Source organism: Nonomuraea sp. NPDC049649, from assembly GCF_040675175.1.
GTDB lineage: Bacteria > Actinomycetota > Actinomycetes > Streptosporangiales > Streptosporangiaceae > Nonomuraea.
In genome coordinates this window covers 199,981-221,569 of record NZ_JBFAOH010000010.1, presented here as the reverse complement: position 1 = coordinate 221,569, position 21,589 = coordinate 199,981, and the positions used below count along the sequence as shown (strand labels likewise).

The window sequence follows — 21,589 nt, the reverse complement described above, 5'->3', positions numbered from 1 at the left end:
GCCGATGTGGTCGGCCAGCTGCCAGGAGTTCTTCCGCGGGACGTCGGCCAGCAGAGCGCGGACCAGGTCACCGAACGTTGAGCGGGGCTCAGGCCGGGTGAACATCGGCCTGGCGATCCGTTCGGTCAACGCGCTCAGCTCTGCATCCCAGGACACGACCAGATCGTAGGTGAGAGAACAGGTCACAGCATGACGATGGACCTACTACAGGCAGTTACGCAGCCGAACGCCAAGATCTGTGAATGTAGTACCTGTAGGGTCCGATATTTCCCTGGTGATCTCTTCGCTTAACTTCACGACGTCACTCTCTCCTTGATCCGCTGCATTGACAGGTACTCGGGAAGCGCGGCCTTGCGCACGCATTCGAGCCGACGTACGAGGCGTTTGATCTCGTCGGGTTTGTCGACAACGCGACCGTGGAGGGCTGATTCGACGTATCCGGCGATCGGCACGCCATCCTCCTGGGCCAGAACGATCGGCCCCACCAGCGCCGCCGTACATAGGGCCTCGTACGGGATGAGTTGGACGTTGAACCAGTTGTTCTCGGCCATGGTGATCAGGTGCTCAAGCTGGCGCCGGATCACGGAGCCGTCTCCAATCGGACGATACAGGATGCCTTCGTCCATGACTGCGAGGTATTGAGGTGGTGTGGGGCGGTCGAAGATGGTCTGCCGTTCCAGCCGGGCCTGGATGGCCTCCTCGACCTGCTGGGGTGTCGCATCCGGCTCTCCCTCGAAGACGGCGCGAGCGTACTCCTCGGTCTGCGCCAGCCCCGGCACGAGGAGAGGGGCGACGCTGATGATCTGGTCGGCTCGTCGCTCGATGGGTGGCCACTGCCGATACCACTCCGGAACGCGGCTCCCGCTGATGGCAGGCCAGTAGGTGAGGAGAACGCCCTCCAGCCCCAGTGCCTTCTCGCAGAGCTCGATCAACTCGCGGGTCGGGTTCTCGTCACCGCGCTCCACATTGCCTATACGGCTCTGGCTGTAGCCGATGCGTTGGGCGAGTTGAGCTTGAGTCAATTTAGCTGCATATCGGTATTTGCGTAGCTCGGCACCGAAACGTGCTGTCGGGCCGGCGGTTGGGTCGAGCTCTTTCGGTGCTGGCATCTCTGCTCCCGTTGCCAGGTCTATCCCAGGTCTTCTGGGTTGGTAACAGTCGAAGTCTGGGATCGCTCTGGGAATGTTTCCGCAGACAATGTAGCGCTTGGCAGGCAGTGTGTGGAGTGCCGCAAGGTAACCGGTTCAGCGACCGGTCATATAACAGCACTTTGCAAGGTCACTGCTGGTATGTATACCTACACGAATGGGGCATAGGGTATGACTGCGCTCAGGATGAAACTCATAGGTGAGATGCGGTTTCCCGGACGCCCGGAAATTGTAAGTGATATCCGTATTTATGTTGCTAGATGGCTTGTAGTCGCCCTACCTGAAGTGGCTGACGACGGAGAGCTGCTGGATAATCTGCGTCTCCTCGCGACCGAACTTGCCGGTAATGCGATCAAACACACGATCTCCGGCAGATGGAGCAAAGGTTCGTTTCGAGTCCGCATGTGGCTGAGTGCCGGATGGGTCCGGGTCGAGGTGACAGACCAGGGGTGGTGGTCCGGGCCGCGACTTCGCGACGACCCCGGCGGATCCGGCGGGCGGGGGCTGCACATCCTGGAGGCCGTAGCCAAGAAATGGGGCGTCAAGAGGCGCTGGTTTGGCCGGGCCGTGTGGTTCGAGCTTCCCGTCTCTCTCCCGGCGGCCGCCCCTCCTGACGCGGGCCCCGTCCGCGATTCCGCCAGAGCCCAAGTCGGCGTCGCTCCTCAGAACCACGTCGAGATCGTCGAAAGGAGCGCGTGACGTGCAGATCATCCACGACTTCCACGGCCCGCACGTCGAGCCGCCGATAGTCGGACACGTCAAGCTCACCTGGCATGACCCCACGCCTCGGACACCGCGCATTCGGGTGATCCTGCACACCTGTGAGTGCCGCGAAACGACGTACGAACTGTGCGCGGCCGGCGGCCAAGCCTTCGTCCGCCGTACAGACCGCAAGGAGCAGACCGTACACGAAACCTCGTGGACGTTGACGGCGACCGCCGTACGGCTCTTCGCGCAGATCCTGCGCGGAGAAGCGAGCTGATCCCATCTGGAGGTGCGGAGAAAAAGGGCAAGACCTCCATCACCCTCTTGACCGCGCTTGGCGGAGGGCGCTCGTCTAGTCGCATTCTGTCATCAGCAGCCGAGGAGGCTCGTATGAGCGTACGGGTGGAGCGCGAGGGATTCCCCCAGGTCTGCCTGCGGAGTGACCGGATGTCCGTGTTGGAGCAGGAGGGGCTGGGGGAGGAGGCCATGCGGAACGAGCTCCGGCACGGCCTGGCCTCCCTCCCGCAGGCCGCCGAGGGCGCCGCCCGGTTCACGGCCGGTGCGGGACGGCACGGCGATTTCGGGACGATCTGACGCAAGCCCGCGGTGAAAGGCCGTACGGTCGGAAACCCTTCAGTGAGGACCCCCGGACGGTTGAGAGTCCAGTGCTACGCGCCCAGCACCGGGTAGTTGGCGCGGATCACGCCGTGGGGGTCGCGGGCGCGCTTGAGGTCGCGCAGCCGGGCGAGGGCCGAGGCGTCGAAGGCGGCCGCGGCCTGCTCCCCGGGGTGCAGCATCGTGTACGGCTTACGCCCGCTCGTATGGGGCACCAGGGCCTTCGACAGGGCGTCCATCCGCTCGGCGGTGCCGGGCAGGGGCGCGCCCACCATGTACGCCAGGTACGGCTCGGTGAACCGCCCGGCCGCGCCGCCGGAGGGGCGGGACAGGGCGCCGCCCAGGTGCCGGACTTGGACGCTGATCAGCGGGTCGATGGGGTCGGCGAGCAGCACGTCCGCGACCGCGTCGTCCAGCCCGGTCAGCAGTTCCACCCGCCCGGCCCCCGGAGTCGGGTCGGTGGGTTCGGCGCAGATCGAGCCCAGGTCGGCGACAGGCAGGACCGCCCTGCTGTCGCTGATGGTGCCGCCGATCGCGTCGAACGGGCGCAGCAGCTCGCCGGGGTGCTCGCCCAGGTACGTGCAGTCGATCGCGACGAACCCGGGCGCGCCAGGGAACTTCATCAGGTCGAACCAGACCGTCAGCTCCTCGGGCGCGCGGGCCGTGACCTCGCGGTAGGCGGCCAGTACCTCGGGAGCCCGCTCCAGCGGCCACGTCACCCGCCCGCCGTAAAGGACGGGCGCCGGGTCGAGCGCGAACTCCAGCCCGGTCACCACCACGAAGTCACCGCCGCCGCCGCGCAGCGCCCAGAACAGCTCCGGGTCCGACTCGGCCGTCACCCGCGCCCGCGCCCCGGCGGCGTCCACCACGTCGGCGGCCAGCACCCGCGAGGACGCCAGCCCGTACTTCCTGCCGAACCAGCCGACCCCGCCGCCCAGCGTGTACCCGGCCACGCTCACCACCGGGGAGCTGCCCGCGAGGCCGGTGAGCCCGAGCGGCCCGGCCGCGGCCAGCACCTCGCCCCACTTCGCGCCGGCGCCGACGCGGGCGACGCCGTCCGCGATCTCGACGCCGTCCATCAGGTGGGTGCGCAGCAGGATCACGCCCTCGGCGGCCACCGCGCCGTGGCCGCTCGCCTGCGCGGTCACGGTGAGCCCGTGCAACGCGGCGTAACCGACCGTGGCCGCCACGTCGTCGGCGCCGGTCGCCTCCACGACCGCGGCGACCGGCTGGTTCACCGACAGGTTCCACGGCGTGCGCGCCTCGTCGAACCCGGCGTCCCCCGGGAGCCACAGCCTGCCCTTGATCAAGTTCTTCAGTTCGTTCATGCGGGACAGCATCCACTTTCCGGTTTGCGAGTGACTTGAGGTTCACTTGGGGTCCGTGGACGTGCGACTGCTCGGCCCCCTGGAGGTGGTCGGCTCCGCGGGGGAGCGCCTGGACCTCGGGACCCGCAAGCAGCGGGCCGTGCTCGCCATGCTCGCGCTGAGCCCGGGCCGCCCGGTCTCGCTGGACCGGCTGGTGGAGGAGCTGTGGGCGGGCGAGGCCCCGGCCAAGGCGACGGCGACGCTTCAGGCGTACATCTCCCATCTGCGGCGGGTGCTGGAGCCCGGCCGCCGGCCGCGCACCCCGCCGCGGCTGCTGCTCACCCGCGAGCCCGGCTACCTGCTCGACATCACCCCCGCCCAGACCGACGCCGGGCGGTTCGCCGCCTGGGCGGCCGACGGGAGGCGGCTGCTGGCGGCAGGGCGGCCCGGAGAGGCGGCGGGCGTGCTGGACCGGGCGCTCGGGCTGTGGCGGGGGGAGCCGCTGGCGGAGTTCCCCGGGCTGGGTTTCGCGGCGGCGGAGGCGGCGCGGCTGGCCGAACTGCGTTCCGGTGTGCTGGAGGACCGGCTCGCGGCCCGGGTGGAGCTGGGCGAGGCGAGCGTGCCGGAGCTGGAGGAACTGGTGGCGGCCGACCCGTACCGGGAGCGGGCGTGGTCGCTGCTGGTGCTGGCCCTCTACCGGTCGGGGCGGCAGGCCGAGGCGCTGGCCGCGCTGCGCCGGGTGCGCGCGTTACTCGCCGGCGAGCTGGGCATCGAGCCGGGGCCCGCCCTGAAGCGGCTCGAACAGGCGGTCCTCGCCCAGTCGCCCGACCTGGACGAGCCGCCCGCCCCGCCGGTGGCGGCCGGGCCGCGGCCGGACGTGCCGGGACGTCATCGGCTGGTGGGCCGGGAACGGGAGATCCGCACGCTGGAGGAGCGGATCGGCGAGGCCAGGGCCGGGCACGGCGGGCTGGTCGTGCTGAGCGGCGAGGCGGGCATCGGCAAGACCAGCCTGGCCCGTGCCGCCGCCGGGCTGGCCGAGGCCCGCGGGTTCCGGGTCGCCTGGGGGCGGTGTCCTGACGGGGGCGGCGCGCCCGCGTTCTGGCCGTGGCGGCAGGCCGGGGTGCTGCCCGCGCGGGCGCACGCCGAGCTGTTCGATCTGTACGACGACGTCCTGGTCTGTCTGCGGGCGGAGCCGACCCTGCTGGTGCTGGAGGATCTGCACTGGGCCGACGCCTCCTCGCTGCGGCTCCTGGAGTACGTCGCCGCCGAGCTGCCCCGTACCGGCACGCTCGCGATCGCCACGCTCCGGCCGGGCGAGCAGCCGGAGCGGCTGCGCGAGACGCTGGGCGCGCTGTCGCGGGACGGGCTGCGGCTGCCGCTGGCCCCGTTCGGCGCCGCCGAGGTCCGCGACTACCTGCGGCTGCGTGAGGTGAGCGCCGACCCGGTGGCGCTGCTCGACCGGTCCGGCGGGAACCCGTTCTACCTGGAGGAGCTGCTGCGGCTGCCGGAGAGCGAGCGGGACCGGGTGCCGCCCGGCGCCGGCGACGTGATCGGCCGCCGTCTGGCCCGGCTGCCCGGCCCCACCCAGGACCTGCTGAAAGCCGCCGCCGTGGCGGGCCGCGAGTCGGACGTGGACCTGCTGTCCGCGCTCACCGGCCGCCCGGCCGAGGACGTCATGACCGCCCTGGAGCCCGCGCTGGCCGCCGGGTTGGTCGCCGAGGCGGCCGGCGGATACCGCTTCTCCCACGCCCTGGTACGCGAAGCTCTCGACACCGGCCTCACCCGTCTCGAACGCGCCCGCCTTCACCTGCGCGCCGCCGAACACCTCGAAGCCGCCTACGTTCAGAACTGGGCGGCTGCGCCGGACGGTGGCGTCGCTGGGCAGGGCGGGGAGGCCGAGCCGGATGGGCGGGGTCCGGTGCGGGTGTCGGGTGGTGGTGCGGACGCGTGGAGCTGGGGCTGGGGCTGGGAGGACGCGCTCGGGGGTGTCGGCGGGCCGGGAGCCGAGGTGCTGGCCGCGCACTTCGCCGCCGCGGTGCCGCTGGCGCCCGCAGGGAAGGCCGTCGCGTACGCCACGCGGGCCGCGCTGCAGGCGGCGGGGCGGCACGGCTACCAGGAGGCCGTCGGGTTCTGGGAGCTGGCGCTGACCCATCTGCCTGCGGGGGATTCGCCCGCCCGCTGCCGCACGCTGACCGGCCTCGGGCAGGCCAGGCGGGCGGCAGGAGACGCCGAGGGAGCCTTCCGGGATCTGACCGAGGCGATCGCGCAGGCGCAGCGGATCGATGACCGGGCGGCGCTGGTCGCGGCGGCGTCGGCGTTCGGAGCGCCCGCGGTGTGGAACTGGCGGCCGTACGGGTTCGTCGACGACGACCTGACCGGCGTGCTGGAGAACCTGCTCGCCGGCCCGATGTGCGACCACGACCGGGCGGCGCTGCTCGGCACGCTCGGCGTCGAGCTGCATTACGGGCCGCGCCGCGCCGAGGGGGAGCGGTACGCCGCCGAGGCGGTCGAGCTGGCCCGCGCCACCGGCGACTCCGCCCTGCTCGCCCGGACGCTCAACAACCACCTGCTGGCGTCGTTCGTACCGGGACGGAACGAGGAGCGGCTGCGCGCCGCCGACGAGCTGCTCGCCCTCTCGTGCCTGCGCCGCGAGGAACGGCTGATCGCCCGCACCATCCGCATGTCCTGTCTGCTCCGCGCGGGGGAGCTCGCAGAGTGGGAGCGCGAGCTGTCCCGCTGCGAGCAGCTCCTGCGCGAGCTGCGCAGGCCCGAGCTGGAGGCGATGGTACGGGTGGCGCAGACGGGCGGGTTGATGCTCCGCGCCCGCTGGGAGGAGGCCGAGGCGCTGCTGGAACGCTTCCCCGCCCCCCGCTACGGCGCCAGCCTGTGGGGCCTGGACGCCCGCCGGCTCATCGCCCGCTACGTGTGCGGGCGGGCGGGCGGCGGCGCGGCCGGGCTGGTGGACGAGCTGGTCACCGCGGCCGAGCCCGCGCTGATGGCCCCGGTGCGCCCGGTCGCGGTCCTGGCCGCCCTGGAGGACGGCCGCGAGGACCTGGCCCGCGAGCTGGCCGCCCGCTGGGGCGGCGGCCTGCGGGGGGACTGGGCGGCCGACTTCCTGTGGCCGGTGTGGGGGCTGGTCGCCGCCCGGCTCGGCACCCCCTCCCCGGACGACCTCTACGCCAGGCTGCTGCCGATCGCAGATCAGCTCGTGGTGATGGGCTCGGGCAGCGCGGTCTTCGGCTCGGTGCGCGACGTGCTGGCCCAGCTCGCGCTCCGGCTCGGCCGTACGGATGAGGCGGCGGAGCACGCGCGGGCCGCCGTCGCGACCCATCGGCGGCTGGGCCTGGCGTACTGGGAGCGGCACAGCCGCGACCTGTGGGAGGCCGCACACGCGGGCCGCGGCCGGTGACCGGGATATGTCGGGGCGTGCGCGTATCGTGACCACATGCCCGACATCGAGGTCGCAGGCCGCGAAGTCCGCATCAGCAACCCGGACAAGGTGGTCTTCCCGCGCACCGGTCACACCAAGCTCGACCTGGTGCGCTACTACCTGGCCGTGGGGGAGGCGGCGCTGCGCGGGGTGTACGGGCGGCCGATGGTGCTCAAGCGGTTCGTGCGCGGCGTCGAGGAGGAGGCGTTCTTCCAGAAGCGGGCCCCGGCCAAGCGGCCTGACTGGATCGAGGTGGCCGAGCTGCGCTACCGGTCGGGGATGAGCGCGTCCGAGGTGGTCTGCACCGATCTGGCGCAGCTCGCCTGGGTGGTGAACCTCGGCTGCGTCGACCTCAACCCGCACCCGGTGCGGGCCGACGACCTCGTTCACCCGGACGAGCTGCGCATCGACCTCGACCCGGTCCCCGGCGTCGGCTGGGGCGACGTGCTCGAAACCGCCCAGGTCGCCCGGGAGGTGCTGGCCGATCACGGGCTGACCGCCTGGCCCAAGACGTCCGGCTCGCGCGGTTTCCACGTCTACGCCCGGATCGAGCGGCGGTGGCCGTTCGCCCAGGTGCGCAAGGCGGCCGAGACGGTGGCCCGCGAGGTAGAGCGGCGCGCCCCCGGCCTGGCCACCAGCCGGTGGTGGAAGGAGGAGCGGCACGGCGTGTTCGTCGACTTCAACCAGAACGCCTACGACCGCACCGTCGCCTCCGCCTACTCGGTGCGCGCCGTCCCCGACGCCCGCGTCTCCACCCCGCTCACCTGGGACGAGGTGCAGGGCTGCCGCCCCGAGGAGTTCACCCTCGACACGGTGCCCGGCCGGCTGGCCGCGTCCGGCGACCCGTGGGAGGACATGGACCTGCACCCCGGCTCCCTCGACCGCCTGCTCGCGCTGGCCGAGGAGCTCGGCCCGCCGCCCAGGCCGCCCAAGGGCACCGGCCGCAGACGGCAGACCAAGCCCGTCATCGAGATCGCCAGAGCCCGGCACAAGGACGAGGCGCTGGCCGGGCTCGAACGCTGGAAGGCCCGCCACCCCGCCGCCGCGGCCCGGCTGGAGCCCGCCGACGTGCTGGTCGACGGCATGCGCGGGCGCAGCAGCGTGTGGTACCGGATCCGGGTCAACCTCCAGCACGTCCCCGAGGACGAGCGCCCGCCGCAGGAACCGCTGGAGGTCGACTACGACCCGTGGCGCTAGCGGCCGGAGATCAGGTCGGCGACGCGGGCGAACGGCGAGGTGGTGGTGCCGTGGTCGTTCTCCCGGCGGTCGGCGGCCCGGTACAGCGCGTAGATCAGCTGCACGCCGATCCACCGCAGCGGCTCGGGCTCCCACTGCCGCACCTGGCGGCCCACCCACGGCAGCGCGACCAGGTCGCTGTCGCGCCGCAGCAGCAGGTCGCGCAGGGTGCGCCCGGCCAGGTTGGCGGTGGTCACGCCGCTGCCGACGTAGCCGCCCGCCCAGCCGAGCCCGGTCGCGTGGTCCAGGTGTACGGTCGAGCACCAGTCGCGCGGCACCCCGAGCACGCCGCACCAGGCGTGCTGCACCCGCGCGTCCGCGGTGGCCGGGAAGAGCTTGACCAGCATCCGCCAGAGCGCCGCGACCGTCCGCGCCTGCGTCGCCCCCCACACGTCCGTACGCGACCCGTACCGGTAGGGGACGCCCCGGCCGCCGATCGCGATCCGGTCGTCGGCGGTGCGCTGCGCGTAGATGTAGCCGTGGGCCTGGTCGCCGAGGAGTTCGTTGCCCGCCCAGCCGGCGTGCTTCCAGAACTCGGCGGGCAGCGGCTCGGTGACGATCATCGAGCTGTTCATCGGCAGCCACTGCCGGTGCTGACCGGCCAGGCTGGCGGTGAAGCCCTCGGTGGCGCGGATCACGTACTCGGCGGTGACCGTGCCCCGGGGGGTGACGGCCGACGCCCGGCCGTTCTCACGCGGGCGGATCTCGGTCACCGGGGTGCTCTCGAAGATGTCGACGCCCAGCGCCTCGGCCGCGCGGGCCAGCCCGACCGCCAGCTTGGCGGGCTGGATGCGGGCGCAGTGCGGCGAGTAGGCGGCCTCGATGGCGCCCGCGACGTTCAGCCGCTCGCGCATCTCGTCGCGGTCCATCAGCCGCATGTCGTCCTCGCCGTACCCCCAGGTGCGCAGGTCGGCCACCTCGGCGCGGAGCCTGCGGCGCTGCGCCGGGTTGGTGGCGACGTGGACCAGCCCGCCCTTGTGGATGTCGGCGTCGATGCCCTCCTCGCGGGCCACCTCGATCACCTCGTCCACCGAGCGGAACATGGCGTGCTGCAGGTCGATCATGGCCTGCCGGCCGCGCGCCTTGGCGTGCCGCTTGCGCGACCCGGCGAACTCGGCTGACAGCCACCCCCCGTTGCGGCCGGACGCGCCGAACCCGGCGAACTCCTTCTCCAGCACGGCGATCCGCAGGTCCGGCTGGGCCTTCTTCAGGTAGTAGGCGGTCCACAGCCCGGTGTAGCCGCCGCCCACGATCGCCACGTCGTAGTCGCGTGGGCCGGGCAGCGGCGCCCGGCGCGCGGGCAGACCGGCCTGCCGGTACCAGAACGAGACCCCGCCGTTGGCGAAGTCCCCCGTCAGCGGGATCCCCTGCACGTCGAACCCCCTCCATATCGGGCTAGTAGCGAAGAAGAAACGGAGCCGGCGACCCGGCCGGTCACGCGGGAGTGGGCGGGCTGATCACCCAGATGACCTCGGCCGGTTCGTCGCCCTCGTTGACGACGCGGTGCGGCACCGAGGTCCGGTACTCCACGCTGTCGCCCGGTTCGAGCACCTGCGGCGAGGCCGAGCCCGCCGGGCCGAGGTACACGGTGACGCGGCCGTGGAGCACCAGGAGGATCTCCTGGGACTCGCCGTGGGAGTACGGTTCGTCGCCTGTGGAGGTCCCCGGCTCGAACTCTCCCGCGTACACCTCCACATTCTGCAGCGGACGCTGGGAGATCAGGTATTTACGGGTGCCGGGGGCGGCGCGTAACGCGGGCCGGGCCGCGCGGCGCAGCACGCGGTGCCCGGCCTCGTCGTCCTCGCTGAACAGGTCGGCGACGGTGAGGCCGAGCGCGGTGGCGATGCGCCGGAGCATGCCGATGCTGGCGCTGGTCCGGCCGCGTTCGAGCTGGCTGATGAAGCTGGGGCTCGCCTTCGCCTCGACCGCCAGCCCGCGCACGGTCATGCGGCGCATCTGCCGGTACGCCCGGATGCGCGCGCCCAGGCGGGCGGTCTCTGGCTCCGTCATCGAACCCTCGGTCTGCGGCACTGAACAAGATGTTCAGTGTAACGGAACCGACGGTACAGGGTTATATAAAGTGCAGCAACAGGGGCGAATCTCGACATTACGCCCGAGTCTGCCGCTGATACCCCTCGTCGCCCCCGTACACCCGCAGGTCCGGATCGTTCTCCGGCTGCGCCGCCGGGCTCGTCGGCGAGGCGGTGTGCTCCACCGCGAAGTCGTCCGACAGCACGGGCGGCGGCGTCAGCCAGTCACGCCAGGAGAGCGTGCCCAGCGGCGCGTTCCTGACCAGCAGCCGCCCGGCCCGCTGCTCGGCCATCGCCTTGCCGGGATAGCGCACCCGCGGGCACAGGCGGCGCAGCCCGCGCGCCCCCAGCCATGTTCTGACCAGCTCGGGCGTACGCAGGACCCCCGGCCCGCCGAACGCGAGCGCCGCCTGCCGCGGCCCGCCGTCCACCAGCCCCGTCAGGTACGCGGCCACCTCGCGGGCGTCCACCGGCTGCCAGGGCACCGACGGGTCCACCGGCAGCACCGGCGACGCGGCGTACTCCCGCAGCAGCCGGTCCAGCGACTGGTGCAGATGGCTGTGGCGGACCAGGGTCCAGCCCAGCCCGCTGCTCCGGACGATCCGCTCGGCCTCGTCCAGGCGGCGGCCCGCCCGCCCGGCCGCGGGCGCCGCCACCCGCAGCAGGTGCGGCACGCCCGCCCCGCACGCGGCCGCCACCAGCCCGCGCTCCCACACCGGCTCCCCGCGCCGCTCCTCCGGCAGTATCAGGACGGCGTCGCAGCCGCGCACGGCCTCCTTCACGCGCTCCCCGGGAAACCACCGGGCGTCCCCGCCGCCGCGCGGAACCCGGCCCGTCGCGCGGACCTCATGACCCGCCTTGACCAAGGCGGGCAGGACGGCCTTGCCGAGCGTGCCGCCCGCTCCCGTCACCAGAATGCGCATGCGGGCCCCCTACCCCCCACCTGCGCGATCAGGCGGCGGCCGAGTAGGACTCGGCGATGCCCGCCGCCGCCTTCCGCAGGATCTCCACCAGCCGCGGCAGCTCGCGGGCGCGGCGCGAGGCCAGCACGATGCCCAGCGCCGCCACCGCCCGGCCGTCCACCAGCACCGGGGCGGCGGCCGAGCACGAGCCCAGCGTCATCTCCTCGTACGTGAGCGCGTACCCCTGGGCGCGCACCGTCGCCAGCTCGCGGGCCAGCCGCCCCGGCTCGGTGATGGTGTGCGGCGTGGGCCGCTCCAGCTCCCGCGCCAGATAGGAGTGGACGAACCAGTCGGGCTCGTACGCCAGCAGCGCCTTGCCCACCCCGGTCGGGTGCATCGGCAGCCGCCCGCCCGTCCTGGACACGATCGGCACCGCCCGCCGCCCGTACACCTTGTCCACGTACAGCACCTCCACGCCGTCGCGGACCGCCAGGTGGACGTTCTCGCCGGTGCCGGCGAACACCTCCTGCAGCCACGGATGCGCCAGGTCCTGCAGCCGGGCGGGCGCGAGCTGCCCCAGCTCCCACAGCCGCAGCCCCACGCTCAGCCGCCCGTCGGGGCCGCGGCCGAGCGCCTGCCACCGCTCCAGCTCCCGCACCAGCCGGTGCGCCGTCGACAGCGGCACCCCGCTGCGCGCCGCCACCTCGGTCAGCGTCAGCCTCGGGTGAGCGGCGTCGAACGCGCCGAGAATCGCCAGGACCTTCGACGTCACACTCCTGCCCGGCTCCCGGGATCCGCCCGCCATACGCACATCCTCGCAGAAACCTTCCACTCAGTGGAAGCCTCCTCTCGATTCCGGGGGCCGGGAGGCAGGATGCTTCCGGCATGCGCACACAGGTAGGGATCATCGGTGCCGGGCCCGCGGGCCTGCTGCTGTCTCACCTGCTCCACCTGCGCGGCATCTCCTCAGTGGTGCTGGAGAGACGGAGCCGCGACTACGTCGAACGGCGCATCCGGGCAGGCGTGCTGGAGCAGGGTACGGTCGACACGCTCATCGCGGCCGGCGTCGGCGAGCGCATGCTGCGGGAGGGCCTGCCCCACCACGGCATCGAGCTCAGATACGGCGGCGAGACCCACCGCATCGCCTTCGAGAAGCTGGTGCCGGGCCGGGCCATCACCGTGTACGGGCAGCAGGAGGTCGTCAAGGACCTGATCGCCGCCAGGCTCGCGGCGGGCGGCGACATCCGCTTCGAGGTCGAGGACGTGGCCCTGCACTCCCTGGAGGACCAGCCGTACCTCACCTTCGGCGGCGAACGGCTCGACTGCGACGTGATCGCCGGCTGCGACGGCTTCCACGGCGTGTCCAGGCCGTCGGTGCCCGAGGGCGTGCTCACCGCCTACGAGCGCGAGTACCCGTTCGCCTGGCTCGGCGTCCTCGCCACCGTGCCGCCCTCCTCCGAAGAGCTCATCTACGCCCGCAACGAGCGCGGCTTCGCCCTGCACAGCATGCGCTCGCCCACGCTCAGCCGCTTCTACCTGCAAGTCCCGCCCGACGCCGACCTCGACGACTGGCCCGACGGGCGGATCTGGGACGAGCTGAAGGCCCGCCTGGAGACCGTGCCCGGCTTCACCCTGACCACCGGCGACATCGTGGAGAAGGGCGTCACCCCGATGCGCTCCTTCGTGATCGAGCCCATGCAGTACGGCCGGCTCTACCTGGCCGGCGACGCCGCCCACATCGTGCCGCCCACCGGCGCCAAGGGCCTCAACCTGGCCGTCGCCGACGTGCGGGTGCTGACCGAGGCGCTCGCCGCGTACTTCGAGACCGGCTCGACCGAACTGCTCGACGGCTACTCCGCCGCCTGCCTCAAGCGGGTCTGGCGGGCCCAGCACTTCTCCTGGTGGATGACGACGCTGCTGCACACCTTCGACTCCGACGACGCCTACGGGCGGCGGCTGCAGCTCTCCTACCTGGACTACGTGACCTCGTCCGAGGCGGCCGCCACCACGTTGGCGGAGAACTACGTCGGCTACGAATGGTGACCAGAAGGACGACCATGACCCATCCTCCGTACCTGTCTCCCGGCTACAAGAGCACCGTGCTGCGCGCGCCGTCGCAGCAGCCGGTGGCGTTCAAGGCCGACCCCGACGCGATCGAGCTGACCAGCCCCGTCTTCGGGCACGACGAGGTCGCGCCGCTCGACGCCGACCTGACCAAGCAGCACGACGGCGAACCCATCGGCGAGCGCATCATCGTCACCGGCCGCGTCCTCGACTCCGACGGCCGGCCCGTCCGCGGCACCCTGGTCGAGGTCTGGCAGGCCAACTCCGCCGGACGCTACGCGCACGCCGGCGACCAGCACCCGGCCCCGCTCGACCCCAACTTCACCGGCGCGGGCCGCTGCCTCACCGACGACGAGGGCCGCTACCGGTTCACCACGATCAAGCCCGGCGCGTACCCGTGGCGCAACCACCCCAACGCCTGGCGGCCCGCCCACATCCACTTCTCCGTGTTCGGCACCGCCTTCACCCAGCGGCTCGTCACCCAGATGTACTTCCCAGGCGACCCGCTCATCGCGTTCGACCCGATCATGCAGTCCATCCCGGACGAGGCGGGCCGTCAGCGGCTCGTGTCCTCGTACGCGCACGACGTCACCGAGCCCGAGTGGGCGCTCGGCTACACCTTCGACATCGTGCTCGGCCGTACCCCCGTGGAGTCCTGATGTCCGTGACCCCTTCGCAGACCGTCGGCCCCTTCTTCGCCCACGCGCTCCCGTACGAGCACGACTGGGAACTCGTCCCCGAAGGGCACCCGGAGGCGATCACCCTCACCGGCCTGGTCCTGGACGGCGCCGGCGAGCCGGTCCCGGACGCGATGCTGGAGCTCTGGCACGGCTGGACCGGCGACCGCGGCGCGTTCCGGCGCGGCGACGGCGGGGTGTCCGGGTTCGGCCGCGCTTCCACCACTCCCGACGGCCGCTACCGCTTTCGAACCGTCCGTCCCACTGGGCCGTATCTGTCACTGCAGATCTTCGCCCGAGGTCTGCTGCGCTCGGTGCTGACCCGGGTGTACCTGGAGGAGCGGCCGGACCCGCTGCTGGACAGCCTGGACGCGGACCGGCGTGCGACGCTCATCGCGACGGGGAAGGGGGACACCTACGAGTTCGACGTACGCCTGCAAGGCGAAGGGGAGACGGTGTTCCTTGACTTCTGACGGCACGTCCCGGCCGCTCGACACCGGGTTGCTGGCGCCCGTGCGGGCGGGCGTCCGCGCCGAGGAGCTGACCTCGGACCAGGCCTGGGTACGGGCGATGCTGGACGCCGAGGCGGCGCTGGCCCGTGCCCAGGCACGGGCCGGCCTGCTGCCTGAGGAGACGGCGGCGCTGATCACCCGCACGGCGGCCTCCCTGGACGTGGACGTGGCCGAGCTGGCCCGGCGCGCCCGGCGGGCGGCCAACCCCGTCGTGCCGCTGGTGTCCGACCTGCGCCAGGCCGTGGGCCCGCCGGCCGCCGCCTGCGTGCACCTCGGCGCCACCAGCCAGGACATCCTGGACACGGCCGCCATGCTGGTCGCCCGCCGCACGGTCGACGCCGTCCTCGCCGACCTCGACGGCGTCATGGCCGCCCTGGCCCGGCTCGCCGAACGGCACCGGACCACCCTGATGGCCGCCCGCACCCTCGGCCAGCAGGCCGTCCCCACCACCTTCGGGCTGAAGGCCGCCACCTGGCTGGCGGGAGTCCTGCGCGCCCGCGACCGCCTGGCCGCCGTCACCCTGCCCGCCCAGCTCGGCGGCGCGGCAGGCACCCTGGCCGCCCTCACCGAACACGCGGCCCTCGCCGGCGTCCCGGCGGCTGCGGGTGAAGGGTCCAGCGCCGCTACGGAGGGTTCGGCTTCTGATGAGGCGGAGGCCGGTGGAGACGCTTCCGCCGAGCGCGCGCCTTCCTCGGAGGGTTCTCCTGGCTTGGGGGAGGGGGCCGCGGGGCGGGCGCTCGGAATCGTGGAGTTGTTCGCCGAGGAGGCCGGGCTGGCCGCGCCGGTGGTTCCGTGGCATGCGGAGCGGTCCGTGGTCGCGGAGCTGGGGGCGGCGCTGGCCGGAGTGACGTCGGCGCTCGGTAAGATCGCTGCCGACGTGGTGCTCATGTCCCAGACGGAGGTCGGCGAGGTGGCCGAGGCGTCGCCCGGCGGCTCGTCCGCCATGCCGCACAAGCGCAACCCCGCCCTGTCGGTGCTCGTCCGCGCCGCCTCGCTCCAGGTTCCGGTCTACGCGCAGGCCCTCGCCCAGGTGGGCGAGCACGAGCGCGCGGCGGGCGCCTGGCAGGCCGAGTGGAGCCCGCTGCGGGAGTGCCTGCGGCTGACCGGGGGAGCCGCCGAGACCGCGCACGAGCTGGCCGCCGGCCTGCGGGTCTTCCCCGGCCGGATGCGCGCCAACGCCGCGCTCACCGGCGGGCGCATCGTCTCCGAACGCCTCGCCGCCCACCTCGGCAAGGAGGAGCTCGCCGCGATGCTCCGGCGTGACGCCCCACTCGAAGCCCCCGCCGGCCTGCTCGACCCGGCCGGCTACCTGGGCGCGGCCCCGGACCTCACCGACCGTGTACTGGCCGCGTACCGAGACAGAGAAGGAAACCCGTGAAGCTCCATCATCGCGTCGACGGCCCTGCCGGCGCGCCGCTGCTCGTCCTCGGCCCGTCGCTGGGCACCACCCTGGACGTCTGGAAGCCCCAGTTGCCCGCGCTCACCGAGCGCTGGCGGGTGCTCCGGTACGACCTGCCGGGGCACGGCGGCTCACCCGCGGCCGCCGGGTTCACCGTCGACGACCTGGCGCAGGCCGTACTGGATCTGGTGGACGAGCCGTACTTCGCCATCGGCGGGATCTCTCTCGGCGGCGCGATCGCCGCGACCGCCGCGCTGGAGGCGCCCGAGCGGGTACGCAGCCTGATCCTGTGCTGCACGTCGGCCCGCTTCGGCGAGCCGGGGCCGTGGCGTGAGCGGGCGGCGCTGGTACGGGCCGAGGGCGTGCGGTCGCTCCGGCCCGCGCTGCCCTCGCGCTGGTTCACCGAGGGCTACGACGGGAGCTGGGTCGTCGACCTGACCCGCCAGGTGGACGACGAGACCTACGCCGCCTGCTGCGAGGCGCTGGCCGCCTACGACCTGCGCGCCAGGCTGCCGGAGATCGCCGCGCCCACGCTGGTGGTGGCGGGCGCCGAGGACCCGGCGACGCCGGTGGAGCACGCGCTGACCCTGGCCACCGGCATCCCCGGCGCGCTGCTCAGCGTCATCCCGGGCGCCTCCCATCTGGCGACCGTCCAGTGCGCCGACAGGGCGACCGCGGCGATGGCCGGCCATCTGTCGGGCACCTGGCCGGCGGGGGCGGGGAAGACGCTGGGGGAGAGCCGCGCCCACGGGATGCGGACCCGGCGCGAGGTGCTGGGCGGCGCGCACGTCGACCGGGCCAACGCCGGCATCACCGACTTCACCCGCGACTTCCAGGACTTCATCACCCGCTACGCCTGGGACGAGATCTGGAACCGTCCCGGCCTCGACCGCCGCGCCCGCAGCCTCATCACCCTCACCGCGCTGGTGGCGCGCGGTCACCTGGAGGAGCTGGCGATGCATGTACGGGCGGCGCTGCACAACGGGCTCACCCGCGAGGAGATCAAGGAGGTGCTGCTGCAGACCGCCGTGTACTGCGGGGTTCCGGCGGCCAACTCGGCCTTCGCGGTGGCGCAGCGGACGCTCGCGGAGATCGACGCGGAGGGCTGATCACATGGGGTAAAGGGGTTTTGTCATGGTTTAGGGTTTAAAGATGCATTTCGAGGATGGGTGGGCGACTGCGCCCTTGCAGTGGGTGATGGACGCGCTGGGCCGTGACCAGCTCGACAGGATGGCCACCGACCCCGGGATGACCGCCGCGGTGGACCAGCACGCCGCGGTCCTGCGGGACACGATCCCGATCGACCGCGAGATCCTGGGCGACTACGTGCTGGGCTTCGTGGACGAGCTGCGCGAGCGCGGGTGGACCTTCACCACCCCGTTCGACCCGGCGGCGCTCCGGCTGACGGCCGCGTGCTGGCTGGCCCGCCGGCACGGCTTCCTCACCGGCGACCTGCCCGCCTGACCTCCGACCCGGGGCATTCGACCCGCCGGGCCCGCCTCGACCTCTTGACCATGATGTCGGGCCCGCCCGACCCCCTGACCGCCTTGCCCCTTGACTCGCCGCGAGGGTGGCCGCGCCGTCGGGGCGCGGCCACCCTCGTTTCCCGGAGGGCAGGCGCGAGTCAGGGCTCGCGGATGTCCGGCCGGGTGGAGCCGACCGTCCCGGTGCCGGTCTGCGGCGTGACCCGCTGCTCCGACGTGCCGCGCTCGGCCATCTCCTCCGGCGTCATGCCGCGGGCGTGCTCGCGGCCTCTCTGGTACGCCTCGGCGTGCGCTCTGGCCTGCGGGGCCTCCTCCTCGACCCGGGTGAGCCAGCGCTCCCACCGCTGCTGCATGGGCCGGACGAGCCCGCCGCCGACGCCGATGGCCGCGATCGCGCCCACCGTGGCCAGCACGGTGATCAGCACCGGCGTGGTGACCGAGGTGGCGACCCCGATCTGGTTGAGCGCGGCGATGATGCCCAGCGCCCAGATGAAGATCTCCGCGACCGTGGCCACGAACCGCCCGTACGACAGCCCGCCGAGCACGTTCCTGAGCACGTCGCCGACGGCCCGCGCGATGGCCCCCGCCACCACGATGATCACAATGGCCACGATCGCTCTGGGCAGCCATCCGACCACCGCGTTCAGCAGCTGGGAGATCGGGTTCGGCCCGAAGACGCTGAACGCGATCTGCAAGGTGACCAGGATGATCGCGTAGAAGACGATCCTGGCGAGCAGGCTGCTCGCGTCGTACTGGCTGCGCTCCATCCACTTCCGCACGCCGCTGCGCTGGACGGCCCGGTCGAACCCGACCCGCTCCAGCACCTTGTCCACGATCTTCTCAAGCACCTTGGCCACGATCCAGCCGATGATGAGAATGACCAGGAAAGCGATCAGTCTGGGTACGAATGTCGCGATCATCCGCCAGGCGTCCGACAAGCCCTGGCCTATGTTGATGTCCACGGTTCCCCCCTCCGAGGAGCTGTTTGACAGCGCGGTACCCCCTCGGAGGGCCTTCATGCACCCAGAGTAACTAGATCTGTACTAAACAGGGCATGATGTATACAAATCGTGAAATCACCCCCACCTCGGCGATCCCGCGCCCCCACAGAGGTTGTACGACCGCCGAGGGTGCGGCCGGGCTTCACGGCTTGGATGTACGCGTAACGCAAGAGGGGGTCGGATGGCAGGTTCACGTGCACGGATGTACGTGTCATGTCCAACAAGGTCGTGCCAGGCGCGCTCACCGTACTGCTGCGGTGAAGACCAGTACGTCCTCGACGTCCAGCGGCCCCGCACTGAGGGCCCGTAACTCGTTCAGGACCTGCGTCCCCCCGTTCATGGCCTGTAACCTGCTCAGGACCCGTAAGCCGAGCAGGAATCGCGCCCCCGCGCCCGTACACCACCTCCTTTAGCCAGGACTGCGCCCGTGCCGGTTTCTCGGTGGGCGCCGGTTAGGTTCGTGGGTGACGCGGGTGCCGACGGCGTAGGCGGTCTGGGTTGGGGCGGTGGCCGCCTTGTCGTACAGGGGAGTGGTACGGATGGGAGATGCCCAGCCGCAGAAAGGTCGACGTCGGGGTCACCTCTGCGGTGGGCGGAATGAAGAAACCCCGACTCTGGCTGCTGCCGTGAGTCAGGGTCTTTGGGGGTGGACGATACTGGGATTGAACCAGTGACCTCTTCCGTGTCAGGGAAGCGCTCTCCCGCTGAGCTAATCGTCCTTATCAAGTTGTGACTTAGAGCGGAAGACGGGATTCGAACCCGCGACCCTCACCTTGGCAAGGTGATGCTCTACCCCTGAGCCACTTCCGCGAGGTGTTGTTCTTTACTCTAGCGGATCTCGGGGGATCCGCCGAACGCACCGAGGTGGAGACGGGATTTGAACCCGTGTAGACGGCTTTGCAGGCCGCTGCCTCGCCTCTCGGCCACTCCACCAGGAGTCGAACTCCGAGCGGAAGACGGGATTCGAACCCGCGACCCTCACCTTGGCAAGGTGATGCTCTACCCCTGAGCCACTTCCGCGTGTCCCGGCGTCGACCGGTCACGAGGAAAACCATATCGTCTTCCCGGAGTGCCTGTGCGCATGGTGAGCCCGCCTGAGGCGAAATTCACCGCCTCAGGCGGACGTCCTCCGCCTTGACGAACGCTATGCGGTGGCCGAGCTGGATCTGGTAGTAGCGGATGTCGCCCTTGACGGTGACGTGCTTGGCGGGCCGGTACGCGGCGGAGTGGTACAAACCGGTCACCGTGTCGCCGACCGTGTACGCCTGACCAGGGCCGATCCGGTACGGGAGCGGGACGTGGTCCTGGTAGTCGACTCCCGTGCCGCGATAGGCGGACTTCTCCGGGTACGCGCGACCGTACACCTTGACCTTCGGCCCGCGCGGCACGACCACCGGACCCCGGGCGGGGACGGCGGCCGGGCGGTCCTTCGGGTCGTGGAACCACGCCTTGCGGCCGAGGTACCAGATGGCGGTCCACTCGCCGCGCCGCTCCGCCAGGGCGAACCGCTGCCCGGCGGAGGCGCGGGCGCTGTGGTCGTACACGCTGTACGTGCTGGGCTTGCCGACCCGCTTGCCGATGTCGTCGACCAGCGGCGCGTCATGGCGCGGCTCGGTGTGCAGCCACACCGAGGACGCGCCGTGCGGCGGGCACGCCCGTCGCGGCTTGGCACGCTTGCAGCCGGTGAACCTCGGCTGGTGCTCGTCGTACTCGGGAAGGATCACGACGGACTTGGCGCGCCGGGGACGGGCCTCCGCGTACGGATCGCGGGCCTGCAAGGGCGGGGTGCCCGCGGGCTGCAGGTGGTGGTTCTCGTACGAGGTCGCGAGCTCGTCAGACGGCCTGGCCCGGGCGGCCAGGGCATTGATCGGACCGGACGGCCCGGCTGCCAGGGTGATGATCGGCTGGGCGGGCTGTGTGTCGCCCCCGTCCGACGGTTCGGCTGTCAGGGTGGCGAGTCCGCCGGACGGCCCGGCTGCGAGGGTGTCGGGCCGGTCGGAGGGGGCGTCGGCCAGGGCGTCGAGGCGCTTGGTGCGCTTGTCCAGTGGGGCGCCCAGCAGGTCGAAGTAGTGGGCCCAGTCCCAGTAGGGGCCGGGGTCCTCGTGCATGGCCGCGAGCGCGTCCGGGGTGGTGCCGGGGACGTTGTCGTGGCCCAGGATGTGGGCGCGGTCGAGCGGGATGCGGTGCTCGGCGGCCAGGTGACGGACCAGCCGGGCCGACGCGCGGTACATGGCCTCGGTGTACCAGGTGCCGCCCTTGGCCAGGTAGCCCTCGTGTTCGATGCCGATCGAGCGGGTGTTGACGTCCCAGTTGCCGGCGTGCCAGGCGATGTCGCCGGTCCGTACGTGCTGGGCGATGTGGCCGTCGCGGGAGCGGATCGTGTAGTGCCAGCTGACGTACTTCGGGTTCTGGACCATGCGGGGGATGCCGGTGAACGGGCCCTCGGTGTCGTGGATGACGATGTAGTCGATACGGCGGGGGCGGTTCAGCCGGTCGTGGTTGCCGTAGCCGCCCTTGCCGGTCTTGGCGTACGCGGCGGGCATCCACTCGCAGTTCAGCGACCGCGGGCACTCCGCCTTGCCCTCCGCGGGACGGGCGGGGGAGCGGAGATCCGGGTGCGCGGGCAACCGGATCAGCGACCCGTCGTCCGTACGGCGAATCACCCCGTCACGGATCACCCGCAGGACCTCGTCGGCGAACGCGCGCGAACCGGCGTAGCGGGCGACGGCGGCGTGCCACTGGGCGGGGTCCGTGCTGGGAACCCGCTGGTACGAGGCGAGCAGCGCTGCACCGCCCCGGATGTTAGCCGTGGGGTCACGCCGCAACCGTTCTGCGCTGATCCCGGTTAGTCGTGCGGCCTCGTCGACTGTCGCCCCAAGGACGCCCCCGTCTGTCGCGGCACGTTGCCCACTGAGGGGATGGGGGTGCGGCGCAAGCGCTCCGGTGCCCGGCCCTGAGAGGTGTCCGGTCAGGGAGGGCGAAAGGCGAGCACCGGTGCCCGGCCCTGAAAGGTGGCCGCTTAGGGCGTGCGACGAGGGGGCACCGGTGTCCGCCCCGAAAAGGTGCCTGCTTAGGGCGT

19 protein-coding genes and 4 tRNA genes are annotated in these 21,589 nt (G+C 72.1%); 11 read left to right on the top strand and 12 right to left on the bottom strand.

Annotated features, from left to right (window positions below):
* Window positions 1–293 precede the first annotated feature (293 nt).
* Window positions 294–1,109: a helix-turn-helix transcriptional regulator gene (locus tag AB0J42_RS16640; protein ID WP_364294680.1), complete on the bottom strand. Its 816-nt coding sequence runs from the start codon at window positions 1,107–1,109 to the stop codon at window positions 294–296.
* Between the two features lie 210 nt (window positions 1,110–1,319).
* Here AB0J42_RS16640 and AB0J42_RS16635 point away from each other — a divergent pair, with 210 nt between their 5' ends.
* The 3 genes from AB0J42_RS16635 (at window position 1,320) to AB0J42_RS16625 (ending at window position 2,447) form a co-directional block, all read left to right on the top strand.
* A complete protein-coding gene (locus AB0J42_RS16635) occupies window positions 1,320–1,847 on the top strand; it encodes an ATP-binding protein (protein WP_364294677.1) in 528 nt (175 codons plus the stop codon).
* Between the two features lies 1 nt (window position 1,848).
* Window positions 1,849–2,130, top strand: a complete 282-nt coding sequence (locus AB0J42_RS16630; RefSeq protein ID WP_364294674.1) for a hypothetical protein — start codon at window positions 1,849–1,851, stop codon at window positions 2,128–2,130.
* A 113-nt stretch (window positions 2,131–2,243) separates the two neighbouring features.
* Window positions 2,244–2,447 (top strand): hypothetical protein, encoded by a 204-nt coding sequence (locus AB0J42_RS16625; protein ID WP_364294671.1) that lies wholly within the window; start codon window positions 2,244–2,246, stop codon window positions 2,445–2,447.
* A 74-nt stretch (window positions 2,448–2,521) separates the two neighbouring features.
* Here the strand turns inward: AB0J42_RS16625 and AB0J42_RS16620 are convergent, their stop codons facing one another.
* Window positions 2,522–3,796: an FAD-binding protein gene (locus AB0J42_RS16620; RefSeq protein ID WP_364294668.1), complete on the bottom strand. Its 1,275-nt coding sequence runs from the start codon at window positions 3,794–3,796 to the stop codon at window positions 2,522–2,524.
* Between the two features lie 55 nt (window positions 3,797–3,851).
* On the opposite strand from AB0J42_RS16620, the gene AB0J42_RS16615 reads away from it, so the two are divergent.
* Together AB0J42_RS16615 and ligD are read left to right on the top strand one after the other, a co-directional pair.
* The gene (locus tag AB0J42_RS16615; protein ID WP_364294665.1) at window positions 3,852–7,184 is read left to right on the top strand and encodes a BTAD domain-containing putative transcriptional regulator; all 3,333 of its coding nucleotides are present in this window, start codon (window positions 3,852–3,854) and stop codon (window positions 7,182–7,184) included.
* A 36-nt stretch (window positions 7,185–7,220) separates the two neighbouring features.
* On the top strand, window positions 7,221–8,402 hold the full coding sequence (gene ligD, locus AB0J42_RS16610; RefSeq protein ID WP_364294662.1) for a non-homologous end-joining DNA ligase: 1,182 nt from the start codon (window positions 7,221–7,223) through the stop codon (window positions 8,400–8,402).
* On the opposite strand, the gene AB0J42_RS16605 is transcribed toward ligD, so the two are convergent.
* The 4 genes from AB0J42_RS16605 to AB0J42_RS16590 form a co-directional block, all read right to left on the bottom strand.
* Complete coding sequence (locus AB0J42_RS16605) at window positions 8,399–9,814, bottom strand: FAD-dependent oxidoreductase (protein ID WP_364294659.1); 1,416 nt, start codon at window positions 9,812–9,814, stop codon at window positions 8,399–8,401. The genes ligD and AB0J42_RS16605 overlap by 4 nt on opposite strands.
* A 61-nt stretch (window positions 9,815–9,875) precedes the next feature.
* Complete coding sequence (locus AB0J42_RS16600; protein WP_364294656.1) at window positions 9,876–10,451, bottom strand: cupin domain-containing protein; 576 nt, start codon at window positions 10,449–10,451, stop codon at window positions 9,876–9,878.
* Between the two features lie 97 nt (window positions 10,452–10,548).
* The gene (locus AB0J42_RS16595; protein ID WP_364294653.1) at window positions 10,549–11,394 is read right to left on the bottom strand and encodes an SDR family oxidoreductase; all 846 of its coding nucleotides are present in this window, start codon (window positions 11,392–11,394) and stop codon (window positions 10,549–10,551) included.
* Between the two features lie 28 nt (window positions 11,395–11,422).
* On the bottom strand, window positions 11,423–12,178 hold the full coding sequence (locus AB0J42_RS16590; protein WP_364294650.1) for an IclR family transcriptional regulator: 756 nt from the start codon (window positions 12,176–12,178) through the stop codon (window positions 11,423–11,425).
* 80 nt (window positions 12,179–12,258) lie between these two features.
* On the opposite strand from AB0J42_RS16590, the gene AB0J42_RS16585 reads away from it, so the two are divergent.
* Genes AB0J42_RS16585 through AB0J42_RS16560 form a run of 6 tightly spaced genes read left to right on the top strand, consistent with a single transcriptional unit; the run spans window position 12,259 to window position 17,489 of the window.
* Window positions 12,259–13,416, top strand: coding sequence for a 4-hydroxybenzoate 3-monooxygenase (locus AB0J42_RS16585; RefSeq protein ID WP_364294647.1), 1,158 nt, complete (start codon window positions 12,259–12,261; stop codon window positions 13,414–13,416).
* A gap of 14 nt (window positions 13,417–13,430) precedes the next feature.
* Complete coding sequence (gene pcaH, locus AB0J42_RS16580; protein WP_364294644.1) at window positions 13,431–14,096, top strand: protocatechuate 3,4-dioxygenase subunit beta; 666 nt, start codon at window positions 13,431–13,433, stop codon at window positions 14,094–14,096.
* Window positions 14,096–14,587, top strand: a complete 492-nt coding sequence (gene pcaG / locus AB0J42_RS16575; RefSeq protein WP_364294641.1) for a protocatechuate 3,4-dioxygenase subunit alpha — start codon at window positions 14,096–14,098, stop codon at window positions 14,585–14,587. Before pcaH ends, pcaG begins: the two co-directional genes overlap by 1 nt.
* Window positions 14,577–16,004, top strand: coding sequence for a lyase family protein (locus AB0J42_RS16570; protein WP_364294638.1), 1,428 nt, complete (start codon window positions 14,577–14,579; stop codon window positions 16,002–16,004). The genes pcaG and AB0J42_RS16570 overlap by 11 nt, the downstream gene beginning before the upstream one ends.
* Entirely contained in the window at window positions 16,001–17,134 is a 1,134-nt protein-coding gene (gene pcaC, locus AB0J42_RS16565) for a 4-carboxymuconolactone decarboxylase (protein WP_364294635.1), read from the top strand. Before AB0J42_RS16570 ends, pcaC begins: the two co-directional genes overlap by 4 nt.
* A gap of 43 nt (window positions 17,135–17,177) precedes the next feature.
* On the top strand, window positions 17,178–17,489 hold the full coding sequence (locus tag AB0J42_RS16560) for a DUF6401 family natural product biosynthesis protein (RefSeq protein ID WP_364294632.1): 312 nt from the start codon (window positions 17,178–17,180) through the stop codon (window positions 17,487–17,489).
* A gap of 160 nt (window positions 17,490–17,649) precedes the next feature.
* Here AB0J42_RS16560 and AB0J42_RS16555 read toward each other — a convergent pair whose 3' ends face one another.
* The 6 genes from AB0J42_RS16555 to AB0J42_RS16530 all read right to left on the bottom strand — a co-directional run bounded on the left by AB0J42_RS16555 (window position 17,650) and on the right by AB0J42_RS16530 (window position 21,335).
* On the bottom strand, window positions 17,650–18,471 hold the full coding sequence (locus AB0J42_RS16555) for a hypothetical protein (protein WP_364294629.1): 822 nt from the start codon (window positions 18,469–18,471) through the stop codon (window positions 17,650–17,652).
* A 686-nt stretch (window positions 18,472–19,157) separates the two neighbouring features.
* Window positions 19,158–19,229 (bottom strand) — tRNA-Val (locus AB0J42_RS16550).
* 19 nt (window positions 19,230–19,248) lie between these two features.
* Window positions 19,249–19,320, bottom strand: a tRNA-Gly gene (locus tag AB0J42_RS16545).
* Between the two features lie 52 nt (window positions 19,321–19,372).
* Window positions 19,373–19,443: transfer RNA gene (locus AB0J42_RS16540), tRNA-Cys, on the bottom strand.
* A gap of 15 nt (window positions 19,444–19,458) precedes the next feature.
* Window positions 19,459–19,530, bottom strand: a tRNA-Gly gene (locus tag AB0J42_RS16535).
* 86 nt (window positions 19,531–19,616) lie between these two features.
* The gene (locus AB0J42_RS16530; RefSeq protein WP_364294626.1) at window positions 19,617–21,335 is read right to left on the bottom strand and encodes a peptidoglycan recognition family protein; all 1,719 of its coding nucleotides are present in this window, start codon (window positions 21,333–21,335) and stop codon (window positions 19,617–19,619) included.
* Between the last annotated feature and the right edge of the window lie 254 nt (window positions 21,336–21,589).

Bases quoted from the DNA above. Each gene is read 5' to 3' on its own strand.
- AB0J42_RS16600 (WP_364294656.1), bottom strand. From the start codon at position 10,451: ATGACGGAGCCAGAGACCGCCCGCCTGGGCGCGCGCATCCGGGCGTAC.
- ligD (WP_364294662.1), top strand. From the start codon at position 7,221: ATGCCCGACATCGAGGTCGCAGGCCGCGAAGTCCGCATCAGCAACCCG.
- AB0J42_RS16585 (WP_364294647.1), top strand. From the start codon at position 12,259: ATGCGCACACAGGTAGGGATCATCGGTGCCGGGCCCGCGGGCCTGCTG.
- AB0J42_RS16635 (WP_364294677.1), top strand. From the start codon at position 1,320: ATGACTGCGCTCAGGATGAAACTCATAGGTGAGATGCGGTTTCCCGGA.
- AB0J42_RS16560 (WP_364294632.1), top strand. From the start codon at position 17,178: ATGCATTTCGAGGATGGGTGGGCGACTGCGCCCTTGCAGTGGGTGATG.
- AB0J42_RS16595 (WP_364294653.1), bottom strand. From the start codon at position 11,394: ATGCGCATTCTGGTGACGGGAGCGGGCGGCACGCTCGGCAAGGCCGTC.
- AB0J42_RS16620 (WP_364294668.1), bottom strand. From the start codon at position 3,796: ATGAACGAACTGAAGAACTTGATCAAGGGCAGGCTGTGGCTCCCGGGG.
- pcaG (WP_364294641.1), top strand. From the start codon at position 14,096: ATGTCCGTGACCCCTTCGCAGACCGTCGGCCCCTTCTTCGCCCACGCG.
- AB0J42_RS16640 (WP_364294680.1), bottom strand. From the start codon at position 1,109: ATGCCAGCACCGAAAGAGCTCGACCCAACCGCCGGCCCGACAGCACGT.
- pcaH (WP_364294644.1), top strand. From the start codon at position 13,431: ATGACCCATCCTCCGTACCTGTCTCCCGGCTACAAGAGCACCGTGCTG.
- AB0J42_RS16625 (WP_364294671.1), top strand. From the start codon at position 2,244: ATGAGCGTACGGGTGGAGCGCGAGGGATTCCCCCAGGTCTGCCTGCGG.
- AB0J42_RS16590 (WP_364294650.1), bottom strand. From the start codon at position 12,178: ATGGCGGGCGGATCCCGGGAGCCGGGCAGGAGTGTGACGTCGAAGGTC.